We start from the raw sequence: 18,245 nt of genomic DNA on the forward strand, positions 1-18,245 counted from the left end.
ATCGATGTCGACACTCTATTCAGTCAAAGCTTTGGTAGCTGTTTCATAACAAATTTTATAGTAGTATATATTCAATAATAATACCCAGTACTATTTTAAAGAAGCATAGCACATAAACCACATTAAAATCCATAAAACGCCGTTATAATAATATTTATAAAAGACTATACGCTATATTTATATCTCACTTTTAGCAGATAAAGGTATCTAATTGTCTTCGTTTTTGGTACACTTACTGAAACACAAAAAAAAGCCAGCCGTTTATCGACTGACTTCATCTCATCATTAGGTTGGCGCATTCGTAAAGCTCCAAGTTATTTGTCCGATATAAGCCATTGGTGCGTTATTAACTCCACCAACTGCATCACCTTGAACATCCAATAGTAACCCTTCGTCAGCGGTCCAGCCATCAGACACATCCGTAACATCATTATCGCTAGTGCTCGTCGCAGAATGTAACTTAACATATCCCGCGCTTAAATCATCTTTCGTTTCACCAGTCTTATACACGAGACTGGCCGGCAAGGTTCCTCTAAGCTTGGACATAAATGGTGTCGACTTAGCATACAGAGTCCAGTCATTACCCTTACCACGAGTATCACTTACAGCTACCTTTAAGTCTGAACTTGGCCGAATCAATTGTTCCTTACCGGTCAATGTTGTCGGTTCAAAACTAGCAGTCGTCGGCACTGAAAGATCTAGTGATCCTGTCTTCACCGTAATCGTATCTGTCACTTCATTAGAGATCCGACCATCGGTATCTTCAGCGTATAACTTGAGGTCATTAGCTTGACCCGATAGCAACTTGGCCTGTGGCACATTGTAAGTGAACGCTCCAGCTGAATCAGATGAACGCAACAACTCAGTAGGCAGTGATTCACCATTAAGCACTGGGTGCAGCGTCATAGTGCCGTTGTTTACTACACTATTATCGTCATATTTCAGTTGTCCCGTCACCGGAACATCCTTATCTGGCATCGTGCTTGTTTCACCACTAGCGCTGTCACCGGTTAATACCATATTCAAGGCACTTGTTTTAGTCGGTGCTGTCACAGTGAATGCTGGAACCGTGGCATCAGCCAACGCGTTTGACCCAACAAACTTACTCATCGCTAACGCGGAATCACCAGGACTCGCTACACCGTCCAATGTAATCGTCGCAGTTGGATTAGTCTTTGACATGTCAGTAATTGGCACTGTCGGAGACTTGGTGTTCAAATCAGCCGCTGAAAGCGATGTTTTGGCTAACGACGAATCGCCGTACGTAACCGTTCCACCAGAGAATGTCATATTGCTTGGCAAGTTAAGCTTAGCTTGAATATCTTTCCAGTTCTGACTACCGCCCGTGTAGGCCAAGTTGTAGGTCAACCGCATGTGGTGTCCACCACCAACGCTGTCCCCACTGGCAACCGTTCTCTGAGTTGTTTCATCCTTCAAGGTTGCAGTGGCGTTCGAATTGACGATCCCAGGAACCTGTTCAAAGATAACGGCATTGGGTTCCCAGTTAGTCCCAGTAGAACCAGTAAAGCCCCAGCGAACTTTTCCAGTATTTTCGGGATCAATGGTTGACTTCGGCACACTGACCGTTTTGCTTGTTGCATTGGCCTTCGGCTGCCCGGTCTTCGGATCCTTATCGTCAAAAACATACGTCATTGTTTGATCAGCAGCATTCCACTTTAAAGTCACGTGGTACCATTTACCGTCAACCAACCAGCCTGCTGACTTGCCTTCGATAGGTTTAGTGTGATTCATGGAAGCATAATAGTACTGGTTAGTTGTGCTTACGTCTTTATACTGAGGAATTCCAAAAAAAGTCCCATCCGGAACTTTAGTCGTCGTTGTCACCGGTACCTGATGCATATTGTAAGTCTTTGCTTTTCCAGGAAATCCAGAAGCAATATGCGCATAGGAGGCCGACAATGAACTATCTGTATCGAAAGAACTCCCAGCACCTAACGCTCCTTCTCCAGTTGTCCCGTTATGAAAGGTATCAAACTCTAATGCCCAACTATTTTGGATACCTGTTGCCGCAACTTCACCAGCTGTAGACATATTTTTATCCTGATCAGTTCCCCAAACACCCAAAGTTTCTCCTGCAACTGAATTGCCATTTGCATTCCTGGTACTGGCACCCATTCCATGATCATATCGATCATCATTTTGCATGACGAATGCCATACCATCACCGGAACTGGAGTTTTTGTCACCAAAGTACATCCACATGGAGGCCGTTTCGTCAGAATCCAAGCTCATTTTGGCATCATCTTGGGTCCAAATTGTTCCTAATTGACCCGCATTATTTGTTAATTGAACTGCTTGATTTTCCCCAAAATCAGTTGCTACTTTAGTTGCTGAGTTTGGCAAAATACTACCAGTCTGAAAGTAACTATCGACATTAACTCCCTGTGGTGCCTTGTTTAAGGCATCCGTCAAATCTGCTTGCGCAACCGTTCCCCGTCCCCAAATCATAATCCCTAACCCGATGGCCATAACACTCAATAAAACTGATTTAATCTTCAAAATACCCGCTCCTTCTGAAACGAAAAGCTGCCTTCATTAGTCAGTAATGGCGAGCTTTCTCTCCATTCAATCACGCTGCATTGCTTGTCAATGTCTTATCCACATCAGCAGTTTCGGCCTAAATTCAGTTAACTTTCAATCCCCGACGGTCAAAAGCGCGCAACCGATTGAATACTCGTAGAATCAACTCGAGTCGGATTCTTCCCCAAGAACCCAACTCCCCTATATTGATTCTCCTATTAACAAAATTCATTATATTCGGTTTAGGGGCGGAACACAACTAAAATAATATAAGTTATCTGATTAATACGTTTTCAAAAAGCTGAGTCCACCCTCATTCAAGCTATACCAAGGATTGTTCAACTAAGCCACACATTTAGGCAACACCCACTGCGTAGCCTTTCCCCACACAACAAACGAATTGGGTCAACGTATACCATTCAGGATGTATACAAATAATTTCTACATTATAAGAAAGTTGTAACATTGCAGAATACATCCTGACCTCGGTCAAACAAGAATTTGAATACAAATTATCTAATATTAGCTAACAGAGCGAAAAAAAAGATGCGGTCAATGGCCACATCTCCGTAAATTTCTATTCAGCATTAAGGCGTATTCGACAGTATCCAGGTTACTGTTCCTCGGTACTTCCCCTGAACCGCACCACCATTCAGTTGCAACAAGATCCCGGAATTATCGTCCCAATCACTAGCAATATTAACAGGTGTATTGGAGCCATCTGAAACATGATTGGTAATCGGTGTCTGGGCATCTGCCGTTAATGGATGGATACCGGTCTTATCACTGTAAACCAGCTGACCATCCAGCGGCGTTCCGGTGTCATTCGTTTCCGGAGCATTCGTCCCCGTGGTAGACTGCATCGTCAATGGCGTAGCTTCGGCATCCAGTTTCCACTTGGTCCCGCTCGTCACCGTATCGTTAATATTGAACGACCAGTTAGGGTCAGAGCGACTGACCAATTGGCCTGAACCACTAATGGTTGCATCGTAGTTCAAGTCGCCAGAGGAACTGCCGAAGTCAACGTTACCGATGACAATATCTACCGTTTGTGGATTCGTATAATTTCCGCTACCGTCAGATGCGATAATACTTAATTTGTACGTCCCTGCAGGTAGACTATTCGATGCCAGATGATAAGTAAAGCCAGTAGCGGGGTTGGCATCACTCAGTGTTACTGCTGGTAAAGATGTCGGATTATTTTGTGCATCGTAGATTGTCGGATTCAATTTCACCTTAGAATTCGTCAAAGTAGTCCCATCACCCTTAGCAACATTCCCTGTAATATCGAGATCATTGCCTTGATTAACATTGATACTGGTCTGATTCAAGTTCAGCATTAATGCCTGTTGCGTAATCTTAAAGCTCTTAATAGTTGCACTGGTCATTTCACCCGTCCCAACAAAGTTAGACGTCACGTCGCTGGTTGTATAAGACTTATCGTTAAGGGTCTTCCCCTCCAATGTGATGGTTGCCGTCTTATTCGCAGCCGTTAATGACCCTACATTGACGTTCAGACTTTGTCCATCAGTTGCCTTACCAGAAAGACCGCTAACATCAACATTCGATGCCACCGCATCATTAGTCTTTTGCATCGTTCCGGACGTTATTTGAATGCCTTTCGGGATACGCAGGTTTGCCATGATACTGTCCCACGAATCCGATCCAGAATCATAATTGACTTTATATTGAACTTTCACCTTACTATTGCCGCTAATACCAGCAGTGCCAACCTCACTATTTGTCGCTTCATCAATGACGCTGGCACTGGCACTCGAGTCAATCAGACCAGGAACATGTTCAAAGACAACTAAACTATTTTGTGAATCATTTTTAGGAAAATCAGCGTCAGTTGAGGCACCCGTTGATCCTGTAATTCCCCAGAATACCTTACTGTTAGTACTATCCGCACTCAATTTCTTCGTGTCAATATAAGCTTTTGTCTTTTTATTATCCACTGTCACTGGAGCCCCTGTACTGGTACTCTTGTCATCTAAATAATACTGCATCGTCCCAATCGTACTACCAGCTGCGGGTTTCGTATAGTCAAGTGTCACGTGATGCCAAGCCCGGTCAGTCAAAAGGGTGCTCGTATCGGTAATTAAACCACGATGAACTTGCTTGTAATAATGGTAATTACCAACTGATGGTAATAGTCCAGTCTGTATTGTTCCAAAAGTTTTAAAATCTGAATACGTCCCTTGATCGCCAGGATAGCCAGACGCAATATGCTCGCCATCATAAGTTCGTGAGACTTCCGTATTATCAGACATATTTGCGTAACCAAATCCATCACCTAAGTCAAAAGCACTTGGCGCCTGCTTTCCCATAATCCAATTCGATGATGAATCCGATGGATCCGTATTATTCATATGTGTATCAAATTCCACAGCCCAGCTATTGGGAATTGCCTTATTTGCAATCGTCAATGCACTTCCGTCCTTGGATTGTGGATCAACACCCCAAACGCCTAATGCTTCACCTGTACCAGAGAATTCATTATTGCTATCATTCTGCAAAACGAAGGCCATACCTTCACCTGGCTTGGTCCAAGAGGAGTTATCAGCACTCATGTAGATCCACATCGACAAGCGCTGATTCTTATACAGATCAAACGACCGATTATTCGACCAAATTGCACCACCTGTATTTTTCCCGCCGTAACTACTAATCTCAATACCATCCATCGGTAACCTATTGGTAGTTTGATCTTGCTCCAAAAGCTTGGCACTGTTTCCAAGGGTAGTAGTTCCTAGTTTGTCTGGTATATTGAAATAAGGATTGCCCTTAACTTTAACCCCTTGTGGTGCACTGCCCATCGCATCTTCCGGCGAATCTAAAGCCTGTGCCGTTTCCGGAGCCGCAAACAGCCCCATCCCAGCAATAGCCAACGCTCCTAGTAATGTCAATAATCCTTTTCTAAATCGCATGTGATAGCCCCCCCGTTGCCCAATTCAGTTGGGCGTGACTACGAAAACTTATTCCTCAACTTTTAACGCTATGTTAACAGCTAAACCGGCAAAATTTCCGTCCGCAAAACGGCTCTGCCCAAATAAGACCACTCTGGCCTCCTCATTAAGTATTGTTTTCAGGTGATGATTTTAAGTGTAATTAGGTTGGTTCATTGATTGGTTCTGGGATCAATATCTAAGTTAATTATACGATGATAACCGATACCGTTATAGCAAAATAATTCTGAAAGCCCCGTAAATGGGGTAATTTGACCATAAAATTTAGGTTGCGTTGTTAACCAAACTTACTATCACTTCTCGAACCGTTTTCTCCCCCTTAATTTGGAAACAATCTGACCAAATTAAAAGACCACCCACATTTCTGTAGGCGGTCAATTTATAAAGTTACTGTTCAATTCGTGATAGTCTGCAGGGAGCAAATCTCGTTAAACTTTTGAAATCTAATGGCTATGCAGGACCATTCGCAAGCACCCAGTCCACTTCACCAGAATATGACCCCTTCAACGCGCCGCCATTCACTCTCAGTCGAATCCCTGAATTTGCATCCCAGTCACTGGCAATATTGAAGGGAGTATTTGTACCATCCGACTGATGATCGTCAACCAAGACGGCACTCGACATTGTGTCATTAGTCGGACCGTAAACTAATTCCCCTTCCAGTACCGTTCCAGTTCCATTCGGCCCAGTCGTCAGCTTCGACGCCTGAGCGGTTAGATGCCAAGGACTTCCCTTAATCAGCGTATCGTTAATATTAAACGACCAGTTGGGATCGCTACGCTGAATAATCTTCGTCGACCCACTTAATGCCGATTGATACGTAAGATCTCCACTCGAGCTGCCAAATGAAACCCCACCAACCACAATCGTCATGAGTGCCGTGTTTGACACGTGACTCGGATTACTCGTGTCGGTCGCCGTGATGTTTAAGGTATACGTCCCAGCCGATAATGAATTTGTCGCAATTTTAAACGAAAACCCAGATGCTGGATTACTTTCACTCAAAACAACGGGAGCGATAGTTGTTGGTAGACTGGCTCCAGGCACTGTGATCCCCATGTTCAGCGTCATATTGCTATTCGTAATTTGGGAGCCATCTGTCGTGACCAGCTTACCAGAAAGGTTAATATCACCGCCTGCGTTAACGTTCACCTTATCGTGATCCAATGAAAGTGCCAACGAAGGCAAGTCTTGATGTGTAATGGTAAAGGCCGGACTGACCGCCGTCGAAACGGCATTCGTTCCCTTAAAATAACTGGTTAAATCAGAACCACTACTGTAGGTATTCCCGCTCGTTGGATTTTGGACACGACCACCGACAGCAATCTTAACCGTATCCGTGTTATCCAGCGTCAAGCCTGTATTACTACCATCTGTGGCTAAGCTTATATTAGCATAACCGTCACTTTGCTTTGTGACTGTAGCCTCCCGTGTCGACCCGTTGGCGTAGAAAATCGTTGCCTTCCCATTTAACGTAATATAATCCGGAACCTTAATCTCGGCATTTAACCCACTCCACACATTATCACCGCTGAGCCGCTGCGCTGCATAGTTCAGTGTGACTTTAGAGCCGCCGGGAATCTGAGTCTTACCATCAGACGTGACTGAAACTGATTGCCCATCCTTTTCGTAGGTCATATCTGCTGTGGCTTTCGTCTTAGTCTCCCCGGGAATTTGATCAAAGATAACCATGTTACTTTCGGTACTCTCTCCAGTTGAACCAGTAAAGCCCCAACGAATCTTTGTTTGACCATCCTTTAAGTTAAAAGCCGTCAGATCAATCGGAACTGTGCGACTCCCATAAGAAGCGGCTTGTGGCTCTCCGGTTTGCGGATTCTTGTCATCAAACGTATATTGCATCATTCCATTCGCTCCAGCGGTTGTCGGCGCAGTATAGTTCATTGTAACGTGATGCCATGTGCCGTTAGCAAGGGTGCTTCCTACTGGCATAAAGCCCAGGTGAGCCAGCCCGTAGTAATAGTAAGTCGTGTAAAGTATGAGTCCCGGCCCTCTAAACGTTCCTAAGGCTTCGTAAGAATTGGTTCGACCAGGATAGTTGGAGGCCAAGTGCTGAGCAAGATTAGAGAGATTATTCCCCCCTCCCGTTCCATCCGAGTTCACAGTCTGGTACGCACTACCCAATTCAAAAGCTGATGGTTGTACACTGTTGATATCAGTTCCAGTGCTCGGTACCGAATTATTCGTAAATGTGTCAAACTCAAGGGCCCAACTACTTGGAATAGCCGTATTTGCCAACTTTTGTGGCTCAGATTTACTAGTCTTAGGATCTGTCCCCCAAACACCTAACGATTCTCCAGCGCCAGAAAACTGATCCGTATTCCCGGCGTTTTGAAGAACGAAGGCCATGCCATCCCCAGGCTTAGGATTCTTGCCTTTCGGATCAGTACCACTCGCAAAAATCCACATAGACGCAACTTGATTCTTAGACAGATCGAATGACTCCTTAGTCGACCAAATTGCACCTGTTTGATTTTTAGTGTCCGCTGTAATTCGAACAGCATTATTGGTCATCCCGGCGACAGGACTCGTAGCCGAGACAACGCCGGCAGAATTATTAGACACGGCACTACCCGCCGTATTCTTTTGTGCAAGCGTAAAATAGTTGCTCATAGGTGTTCCTTGTGGTGCATTTGCCAGTGCACTAGCCGCACTCGTAAACGGCCCCGCACCAGGTGCAGCACTGGCCCTGTCCGTCACCGACCACAGCCCTAGTCCAGTCGTGGTCAAAGTTATAATCATGCCTAGTATGCTCCGCCTTATTTTCATTCAAAAACCCCCGCGTCCGAATTTCATCGGATTCCTCGTATACTACCTTCATTCTTAGTGATGTGCCCTGTCTATTGATCGTCTTTAATTCACGGCATTCGCCCATGCTATTCTCAAATAGAGAAGATAATTGTCAGTATGAATTTTCACTGAACTTACATGAGCGTTATCAACAAATGGCGCTTAAAATATTTTACGCATCAGCATTTATGGATATGGTATACCATCTACTCCATGAAATTATAAGCGATAACATTCGTTGTTTTACGGCAAACGTTTTCTACAAATCACCGTTATAACAGCATCAACCAGTCTTACCATAAGGCTTTCTGAGCTATTCATTCCTTTATAGTAGAATTGATTGTCCCTGCTCCATCTACATATTTACGGCTGCGTAACATTGACTTGTTTTTGCAAACATTTCTATATGATCCGTCTTGTCGATAAGTCATTCGTAGCGGAACAATTTAAACATCACAACCTTCAATTTAACAATTCGTCAATCACAAAAAAATCACCCGTAACATCACGGGTGACTCATATCTTTATTAACCGGCCGAATTCACAAACGTCCAATGAATAGCGCCACTATAATTACCGGCCGATGCGCCGCCTTTTATAACTAATCTAATTCCAGAATTATCTGTCCAATTCTGCGCAATGTTAGTCGTCTTTGTCGTATCATCACCACTCGGCGCACCACTAGCAACTGGTGTAGCCGTAGCCGGCGAAGTTCCCAAGGGCTTATCTATACCATCCGCACTCGGATAAACCAAGTAACCATCCAAAGTCGTCGAGACAGCAGTCTGCTTAGGGTCAGTCGTTAATGGATCAGCATACGCGTAGAGTTGCCAATTACCACTCTTGGGAGCCCTAGAATCGATCACGTCTAACCCCCAATCGTTGTCTCGTTTGAGTGTTGTGTCTGCCCCTGAACCAGTCAGAGTCATATTTCCAAACGACATATCTTCACTTGTATCACCTAAATCTACCGTCCCTGCAATAACTTCAGTAGAAACGACTGGCGACCGCCCATCACCTGGATTATTATCCGTTGCATAGAAACTCACAGTATTAGAGCCCGCCTTCAACTTAGAGTTAGGTATCGTATAATGAAATCCAGTCGTTCCATAGTTTCCGTCATAGTGATCGTCATCACCCTGTTTGAAAGTATCTTGTGCAACGCCATTCAATGTCGGATGAATAGTTATGTCTGCTGGCTTCACACTTTTGTCAGTTGGGACGACTACGCCAATAACCTTAGCATCGGTTTTCCCCCCATAATTCACATGCCACACTCTACCGAGGGTTTCCGTGTCTATGTCCATAGACAACTTGGACTTCCCAATATTGAAGCCTGTTAGCTTAGCAGTAGAAGACGCATTAGTCCCTTGGAAGTAACTCGTAGTACTGTCTTCAGTCGTATCAACATTTGATGTCGTCCCATAGAGTGTAATCTTTTCTTCTTGTGTACCAGCCAGTGTCACACCATTACCATCACTGCCTAATGCAACCGGAAGTTCTGTACCATTTAGCTTTGAAATATCAACACTACCACCATCCGAACCATCAGGATTTGTTATCCTTCCGGAGGATAGCTGAATGCTCTTAGGAATGGTCAATGAAGCATTAACGTTCTTCCAATCCTTTAGACCACCATCGCGCTTAAATGTATACTCAAGTTTGACTGGCGTTCCACCAGAAATTGTAGGCGTTGAAGCGCTACCGTCTACCGCAGTGTAATTTCCTGCGTCGTCTCTTGTACTCAATTTAGCTGTTGCACTAGTTTCAGCTTCACCTGGAATCTGATCAAAGGCAACCAGATTATTTTCGGTTTCTTCACCAGTTGACCCAGTGAATCCCCATCTAACTTTTGTAGTGTCTCCAAACGCACTGAGTTTAATAGGTACCGTGGTACTATCTGTGGAGGCCTTAGCTAATCCCGTTTCAGGATCTTTGTCGTTAAACGTATATTTCATTTTGCCATTAACGTCACCACTTGTCGGTGGCGTATAATCAAGCGTGATGTGATGCCACCGGTGATCACTCATTCCATATCCTGTAGCACCTTCACCTAAGTAACCCAGATGCTGCATTTTATAGTAATAGTAGTCTGTTGGTGATTTCTGCCAAGTTTTTCCAAATAGTCCTGAAACTGTACTCCACGTTGTCTTCACACCTGTCTGAGTCGCCGACGAATAAGTTCCAGCCTTTCCAGGATAATTTGAAGCAATATGATTGTCATTACTGGGGATTGTCGTCCCACCACCAGTTGGATCTCCTGAAGAGTCAAAACTGTTATAGTATTTTCCTAAATCAAAAGATGCAGGGTTCGCATCATCTAGATCCCATTGAATTTGATTTACAATCATTTGCATAGGATTAGTAGCTGGCGGTGTATCCACATTACTGTGTGTATCAAACTCCAAAGCCCAACTTTTCTGAATTGCCGAAGTTGACAAATCATTTTTAGTGTATTCCTCAGGGTCTACACCCCAGACTCCCATACTCTCACCTTTACCTGGTACATCTACAGTTCGATCTGTACTACTGCTAGATCCCCACGTTTTAGTCCCAGAAAAGGCATTTACACCATCACCATCATTCTGAAGGACAAAGGCCATACCATCACCAATGGAACTAGCGTTTTCACCACTCGTATAAATCCACATTGAAGCCGTTTCCGGTTGTGTCAGGTCAAAGGTTTTGTCAGCAGACCAAATGGACCCCCAGGTATTTGTATTACTACTACCAGCTTTAGAAATCTGAATCACTGAATTACCAGTCCCAGCAGGACTTCCAACACCATCGTCGCTTCCCATCACTTTTGCGACATTTTTTCCTGTAACCCCACTAACATCATTACTAATTTTAAAATAGTCTTTATATTCTGCACTCGATAAATCCACACCTTGTGGTGCACCTGCTAACGCTGCGGCATTAGTCCCATACGTCGGTGCAGCTATAGCTTGAGCGTTAATCTTGTTTGACCATAGCCCTAGTCCGGCCACGGCCAAAGTCACAGCCACTCCCATTATCTTTCTTTTCATCTAAATAACCCCCACATCCGAATACTTTCGGACTTTTCGTGCATCCTCAACTTTTTAAAATACATTATTTTCGTCTATTCGTGATTAAATGTCCTGCTTAACTCATATCAAGTTAAACGACTCATTCAGTGTATGTAATTTAGGTATACTTACTTGGCACCCGCTAACGAATTCTTTTCAAAACATTTAACCACCCTAATAAATATAGTATACCATCAACGGTCCAGAAATATAAGAGCAAATATTGATAATATTATAGTTATCCGCAAGTACAACAATTGCTTTATTACCAACATTTTAGCTAGTTTCACAAACGGTATCTCTTCTTTAGCTGTATTGACTTGTGCAAAGCTAGTTTATTCACAAGGAACTGCTTATGTAACATTAAATCCGCCTAAAAATATCATGTTAAAAACTATCCAATTTTTCGCGAGTTTTGGTATTTCAACCGCAAAAAATGTCACCCGCAGTAACCACAGGCGACATTTTCTCGAAAATTATTCAACTGAATTAACAAATGACCAATTAATTGTACCAGAATAGGCACCCTCAACCGCACCACTATTGACCCTTAGTCGGATGCCAGTATCGCCCGTCCAGTCGGCCGCAATGTTGGTTGTGCTGGCTGTGCCATCTGAAGTACCGCTCGCAATCACCGGCGAGTCGCTACTATTCAACGTCGTGGTATTGCCAGCCTTATCCGTGTAGACCAATGAGCCATCCAGCGGTGTGCTCGTAGCCGTTCCGTTAAGATACATCCCATTAGTATTGGCCGTAACAGTCCAGGTACTGTTCTTGGTTTGGCTGTCATCTACATTCAAGCTCCAATCATCTGAACGGTCAATGAGCACACTTCCACTACCTGTCAGCGTCGTGGGCTCAAAAATTAAATCACCACTTGTATGGCCGAAGCCCACTGTACCGGCAGTCACCGTGGTCGACACCGTTGCTGATTTGTCACCGGCTGTATCAGTCGCGTAGAAGCTAACAGTGTTGTCGCCAGCTTTCAGCTTGTCATTCGCAATATGATACTTAAAACCATACATAGTGCCGCTAGTTGTATCGTTTAAGTTCACAGTATCTTGCGCCTCACCATTAATCGTCGGATGAAGTGTGATGTCACCATTATCCATCGTCTTATCAGATGGTACAGCTACACCAGCAACGATAGCATCATCAGAACCGCCGGCGTTAACAGATAAAGTACTACTACTCTCATCCAATTCCATCGCTAACGCCGGGTTGACCTTTTTGGTGATCGTAAAATTAGGTGTCTTCGCCGTTGAAGTCGCGTTACTTCCCACGAAATAACTAGTCTGCGACGCCTCACTCACGTCACTGGTAGATGCAACATCTTTGACCTTTCCGTATAAGGTTACCGTGGCCTTCTGCGTGCCACTCAAGGTCAATCCATTGTCCGCAAGAGGCACAGACAATTTCTGCCCGTCCCCGGAAGAGGTCAACGCCACAATTTTTGAAACATCGACTTTATTCTTATTACTATCCGTGTAACTAGCATCCGGATAAGCAATCGAACCCGAAGTCACATCAATATCATCTGGAATCGTGAGATCCCCATTGACCGACTTCCAGTCTTCATCCCCGCCAGTCCGCTCGAACGTATAAGTCAGCTTCACATCGCTGTCGCCAGAAACAGAATCACCATCGCTGACATCATTGGTGTAATCACCAGCATTATCCTTGGTGGTCATTGTCGCCGAAGCATCAGTCTGAGCTTCACCAGGGATTTGATCGAAGATAACCAAGTTGTTTTCGGAATATAGTCCAGTTGACCCGGTAAATCCCCAGCGGACCTTGGTCTGCCCCGAGCTCAAGTTAAACTTGCTCAAATCAATTGGAACAGTCGCATAGTCATTCGACTTCTGCGGAAGACCCGTGTCAGGATTTTTATCATTATACGTGTAGGTCATGGACCCATCACCACCGGAAGTTGTCGGTGGCGTGTAAGATACTGTAATATGATGCCACCGGTGATCGGAAAGCTTCCCACTCCCCCCTGTGGCTCCTTCATTCAGTAAACCCTTGTGTTGGAGATTGTAGTAGTAGAAGTTCCCCGTATGGGCAATCTTATTGCCAGTAGAAGAATTAATCGTACCACCATTACCATAGACCTCAGTCCCCGTATAAGTATCGGTTGACCCTGGATAATTGGATGCAATATGGGCATCTGTAATCTGCGACTGCGAGCTCTGTGCGTCACCCGGCCCTTCAACATCATACGACGATGGTGAACTATTGAAAAAGTCGTAAGTACTAGGTGTCGTCCCGAAAAGCCAGCCTAGGTATGTGCCTTGCTTAGGAATATCATCGTTAGAATACGTATCAAATTCCAATGCCCAGCTATTCTTAATGGCGGAACTAGCTGGATTCACATTAGAGAACAAATCGTTAGCCACACCCCAGACTCCCATGGACTCACCTGCGCCTGAATAGGCATCGGTCCCGCCATTCTGGAGAACAAAGGCCATACCATCTCCAACATTAGCTGTATTTTCACCACTCGCATAGATCCACATTGAAGCCGTTTCACTTTTGCTCAGATCAAAAGTTTCATCCGTTGACCAGATGGCGCCCCAACTATCCTGAACACCCGCCTTAGAGATCTGAATCGCAGAGTTTCCAGTTCCAGCTGGGCTATGTGCTTTAGTCATCTTTGCCGCGTTAGTACCAGAAGCCGTCCCCACATTGGGGTCAATCGTGAAATAGTTTGAATCCAACCCACTCTGAAGATCGACTCCTTGGGGCGCACCATCTAATGCGGCTTGACCAGTGTTAAAGACTTGAGAATTAGCGCTTGCCGATACAGTCGACCATCCGCCAAACCCAGCTATGGCCAGCACAGCCATCTCTAACATACCTTTTTTGATATTCATCGCACAACCCCCCTTGTCCGGTAGTCGACCGGCACACTCTAATTTCCTCAACCTGATACTTTTGCTTTATCCATTCAGTCATTCGTGGAAAACTAGCCTTCGCCGTAGAAGCATGTTATCTGTGGCTAATTATTAGCTCTCCTAGTAAATATAGTATACCATCATTCAAGTGCTCTGTTTTGGCAATCCACTAGATTGGTCCTTCATTTTAAGATTACTTTAAGATGCCGTCAATTAAAGCTTTTAGTAAGGCACAAGTCTTCATCTCTATCTTTGCCGTGTTATATTAAGAACTCAAGTTTTCGAACAAGTCGTTATACATTTTCACATATGTAACCTTACTTTTAAAGCGTGTTATTTATACTTCCCTAGATTCTTAAAGTCAACAGCATTCAGTTTCACAACAAACAAAAACGACTCAATGAATCAGATAGCATCTCTGCTACCCATTCATTGAGCCGTTATTTTATAACTTATTCGGTTTCGTCCGTGTCATCATCTTTCTTCCGATTCTTCATCAGCAAGTAAATGATAATAGCCAACAGAAGGACAATTACAATCCCGCCGGCAACGAACCACCATGTGTAGTTCTTTTGTGGTGTATTGATCCGGTTCTTCAAGGAATTGATATCCTTTTGGGTAATCGTAAAATTCTTCGTGAACTGCCAATGATAACCACCCTTGGCGTACGCATCGAGTTTCAAGGTATAATCCCCAGCAGCTAGCTGTTTATTGCCCCATGGAATGGAGTAATTAAAGTTAGTATTAGGTGCCATCGCCATGCCTTCCTTAGTCTGACTCAAGACAGTCTTTGAACTGCCTTGCTTTGTGACCTTAGAAACCACCTTCAACGCCTTCATCAAGCCAGGACGTGGGTTTTGCAAGTTGGCTTGTACTTGACTAAAGCCGTTGATTGATCCAGCTTTAATAGTATTTAACCGCATATCTGGCGCAACATCGATACCACTTTCACGCAATCTAACACCCACAACGTAGGCAAAAGCATTACTAATTGTCACACCGTTTTTCTTACTGCCTGTGTTTCCATTTTTAACTTCTTTGACGTAAATGCCACCTAGAATCATGCCATCAATTTTCTTGGCTGGCATTTTGTAGTCCACGGAAACTTTCTTAGAACTCTTGGCATTCACAGTAACTTTCTGTGTATCATTTTTCCCAAAGACATCTTTGATACCGACTTTTAAAGAGCTGTCCGGTTTGGGATTACTTTGACTATAATCAATAACCCCATTAGTATTCGTCATCGCCTGATTAACACCAACTTGGAATTTCTTCGCTGACTTACTTGAGTTATGAATAACAATCGTCAATTTCTGTTGTTCATTAGGCTTCACACGAAGCGCAAAGTAAGTCACTTTCTTATCATCCTGATTTTTCGGCGTTATCGTGCTAACTGAATAACCAACACTTTCTGCCTTTGCAGTTTTAGTCTGTTGCATCCAACCGAATGCTACTAACAACGTCCCTAACGTTACTAATACCCTCAACCAACGTTTCATGGTCAACCTGCCTCCATCATTTTATAAACCGTTTTCTTCATTGTAACAAAGAATGCGGTAGCTGTCGCTACCGCATTCCGAATTTAATATTTATGGTAATTTAGCTCATTTTTCAAAAATATTTGATTGAATTAAGCTTGGGTTGAAGGTGTGTTAGCAATTGTCCAAGTCAAGGTTGATGAGTATTCACCAGCCGCATTACCACCAGCAATGTTCAAACTTGCATCACTGATACGGTTCTGCCAAGTACCATAACCGTTACCAGCAGTCGCGTTCAACACAGTAGCAGCGTTAGCGGCACCAGGAGTAACAGTTGTTACGGCAGCAGCACCAGGAGCGGCGCTACCAATGGTAGCTGGCTTAACATTGACACCAGAACCATTATCAGTTGCAGGCGTACCATTCAGAGCGATAGTAGATCCCAATAACACCTTGCTTGAATCAGTCTTGTCTGTGAAAGGCGTAGCAGCAACCGTTACGTTCCAACCAGCATCACTACCACTGTTGACAACTTCAACGTCCCCAGCTTTAGCAGCCTTATTAGTAGAACTCTCCCCATTCGTAATCCCAGCAGCAGGAGTGATCTTAAAGCTATCAGCCTTACCAGTAACTTCGTGAGTACCGAATGTTAAGTCTGGTGCTGCAGTTAATTCCACGGCCCCATCATGGATACCAGTACCAGTACCTGGCGTCAGCGTGACAGATGCGTTAGTTTTTTGGGTGTTGTCAGCAGTGGTTGTTTCATCCGCATTAGCAGTAACAGTAGTGAACCCAAACCCAGCAGCAAGTGCAACAGTAGCGATTAATTGTAAAGTTTTTTTAGTCATGATATTTATCTCCCTCAACTTGATTGTCTTTGTTCTTTACTCTTCTAAACTTTTCGTCCAAAGCAACGACTCTATTTTATGAACCTGCCCCAACTAGAGGCGTTTCGTTGGAACCATCTGATGAACTCATCTGATTACATAAGTTATAATAGCACGGATTTCTTCTTCTGTCCACAATTAATTATGTGTGGGGAAGATTATTTTTCTCAGAACTGTTTAATAGTATGTGATTATGTTTATAGTATACACGGATATAGCCTTAATTCATTGATATATCAGCGTTTGTCAACCTTAAATTTTCACGGTACGCTTTGATTCATCAGCTCAATTCCTCAAGAATGGTCGTGTGATAAGCGATTCTTAACTATCGTTCACAGGGTATTTGTTCACTACGGATTTTAGTTGCGCAATCGAACCAACTTTAAGGAACCCTTATTTATCAAGAGCTTCAGCATTTTCCGACTGTGAAATTCCTTTCATAATTTCACAAGCGAAAAAAATTCCTCGATTTAAAATTGAAGTGCAACACCTGCTCTACTAGACCAGTTCTTTATTCAGACTAGTCAAAAAGGCCATGAAGACCTATTCTTAATTCACCACAAACAAGAAAGAGGTATCTTCATGACCCGAATTAAGAATATCATATCTAATCAGTATCACCAACTCAATTTAGCTGAACGTGGTCGAATTGAAGCCCTAAGGGGCTTAGATTGGTCCATCCGCCGGATTGCCAAGGCTCTTCATCGTAATCCCAGTACGATTTCGCGTGAATTAAGACGGGGGACAACAACACAGATTAACGCTAATACTCGTATCTTCGAACAGTCATATCTGGCGGAAACTGGCGAAGCAGTTTATCGTAAGCACCGGCTAAACAGCTGTTATCGTGGACTCTTTGATCACTGTCAAACCTTCTGTAATGCTTTGGTTACAGCTTTAAAAGCTCGCCCCAGAATGCATAGTGTGGATACTTTTGTTCACCAATTCAAGACTAATTACCCAGGAGTTGTCTGTCCCTCAACACCGACGGTGTATCGATACATTGATGACCAGCGTTTAACTATCCGTAATTCAGACCTACCAGCTAAACTCCGTCGCCGAGTCAAACGTCCCGGAACAAAGCATCACCGAATCAATAAGAAGAATCTGGGCCATTCAATCGAAGAGCGTCCCACTGTGGTTCAAGCACGTCAAGAGCTTGGACACTGGGAAGGTGACTTGGTCAAAGGTAAACGAGTTGAATCTGAGCCAGCATTAATGACTTTGACTGAACGTGTTAGTCGTTTAGAAATCATCGTTAAACTTCCCAATTATCATGCCGACACTTGCTTGAAAGCCCTCCAGAACACCTTATATGACTATGGAACTGAGTACTTTAAAACCATTACTTTTGATAACGGTGCCGAGTTCTCAAGCTTGAGCCAAGTGGTGGGAACGGACATCTACTTTGCCCATCCTTATTCACCATGGGAACGCGGAACCAATGAGAACACTAACGGCCTTTTGCGCGAGTTCTTCCCGAAGGGTAGATCCTTGGTTTTGGCCTCACTCATTGATATTCAGCTGGCTCAGGATACCTTAAACAACCGGCTGCGGCGGTCATTAAACTATCGTTGCCCAGCCGATCTAATGCCTGAACTAGCTTAGCAACTAGACC

General features: G+C 43.9%; 8 protein-coding genes. 1 reads left to right on the forward strand and 7 read right to left on the reverse strand.

Features of this window, described 5'->3' with window-relative positions:
• Nucleotides 1-285 precede the first annotated feature (285 nt).
• From ACEPSU_RS10125 to ACEPSU_RS10155, 7 genes are all read right to left on the reverse strand, one after another.
• Nucleotides 286-2,520: a lectin-like domain-containing protein gene (locus ACEPSU_RS10125; RefSeq protein WP_395321410.1), complete on the reverse strand. Its 2,235-nt coding sequence runs from the start codon at nucleotides 2,518-2,520 to the stop codon at nucleotides 286-288.
• Between the two features lie 608 nt (nucleotides 2,521-3,128).
• Nucleotides 3,129-5,471: a hypothetical protein gene (locus ACEPSU_RS10130; RefSeq protein ID WP_395321412.1), complete on the reverse strand. Its 2,343-nt coding sequence runs from the start codon at nucleotides 5,469-5,471 to the stop codon at nucleotides 3,129-3,131.
• Between the two features lie 489 nt (nucleotides 5,472-5,960).
• Nucleotides 5,961-8,270 (reverse strand): hypothetical protein, encoded by a 2,310-nt coding sequence (locus ACEPSU_RS10135; RefSeq protein WP_395321413.1) that lies wholly within the window; start codon nucleotides 8,268-8,270, stop codon nucleotides 5,961-5,963.
• A 575-nt stretch (nucleotides 8,271-8,845) separates the two neighbouring features.
• Entirely contained in the window at nucleotides 8,846-11,347 is a 2,502-nt protein-coding gene (locus ACEPSU_RS10140) for a hypothetical protein (protein WP_395321415.1), read from the reverse strand.
• A gap of 497 nt (nucleotides 11,348-11,844) precedes the next feature.
• The gene (locus ACEPSU_RS10145) at nucleotides 11,845-14,241 is read right to left on the reverse strand and encodes a hypothetical protein (RefSeq protein ID WP_395321417.1); all 2,397 of its coding nucleotides are present in this window, start codon (nucleotides 14,239-14,241) and stop codon (nucleotides 11,845-11,847) included.
• 473 nt (nucleotides 14,242-14,714) lie between these two features.
• A complete protein-coding gene (locus ACEPSU_RS10150) occupies nucleotides 14,715-15,761 on the reverse strand; it encodes a DUF916 and DUF3324 domain-containing protein (protein WP_395321419.1) in 1,047 nt (348 codons plus the stop codon).
• A 131-nt stretch (nucleotides 15,762-15,892) separates the two neighbouring features.
• Nucleotides 15,893-16,588, reverse strand: coding sequence for a WxL domain-containing protein (locus tag ACEPSU_RS10155; protein ID WP_395321421.1), 696 nt, complete (start codon nucleotides 16,586-16,588; stop codon nucleotides 15,893-15,895).
• Between the two features lie 621 nt (nucleotides 16,589-17,209).
• Here ACEPSU_RS10155 and ACEPSU_RS10160 point away from each other — a divergent pair.
• A complete protein-coding gene (locus tag ACEPSU_RS10160; protein WP_060463087.1) occupies nucleotides 17,210-18,235 on the forward strand; it encodes an IS30 family transposase in 1,026 nt (341 codons plus the stop codon).
• The last annotated feature ends 10 nt before the right edge of the window (nucleotides 18,236-18,245 follow it).

Source organism: Levilactobacillus parabrevis (genome assembly GCF_044051715.1).
In the GTDB taxonomy this organism is placed as follows: domain Bacteria; phylum Bacillota; class Bacilli; order Lactobacillales; family Lactobacillaceae; genus Levilactobacillus; species Levilactobacillus parabrevis.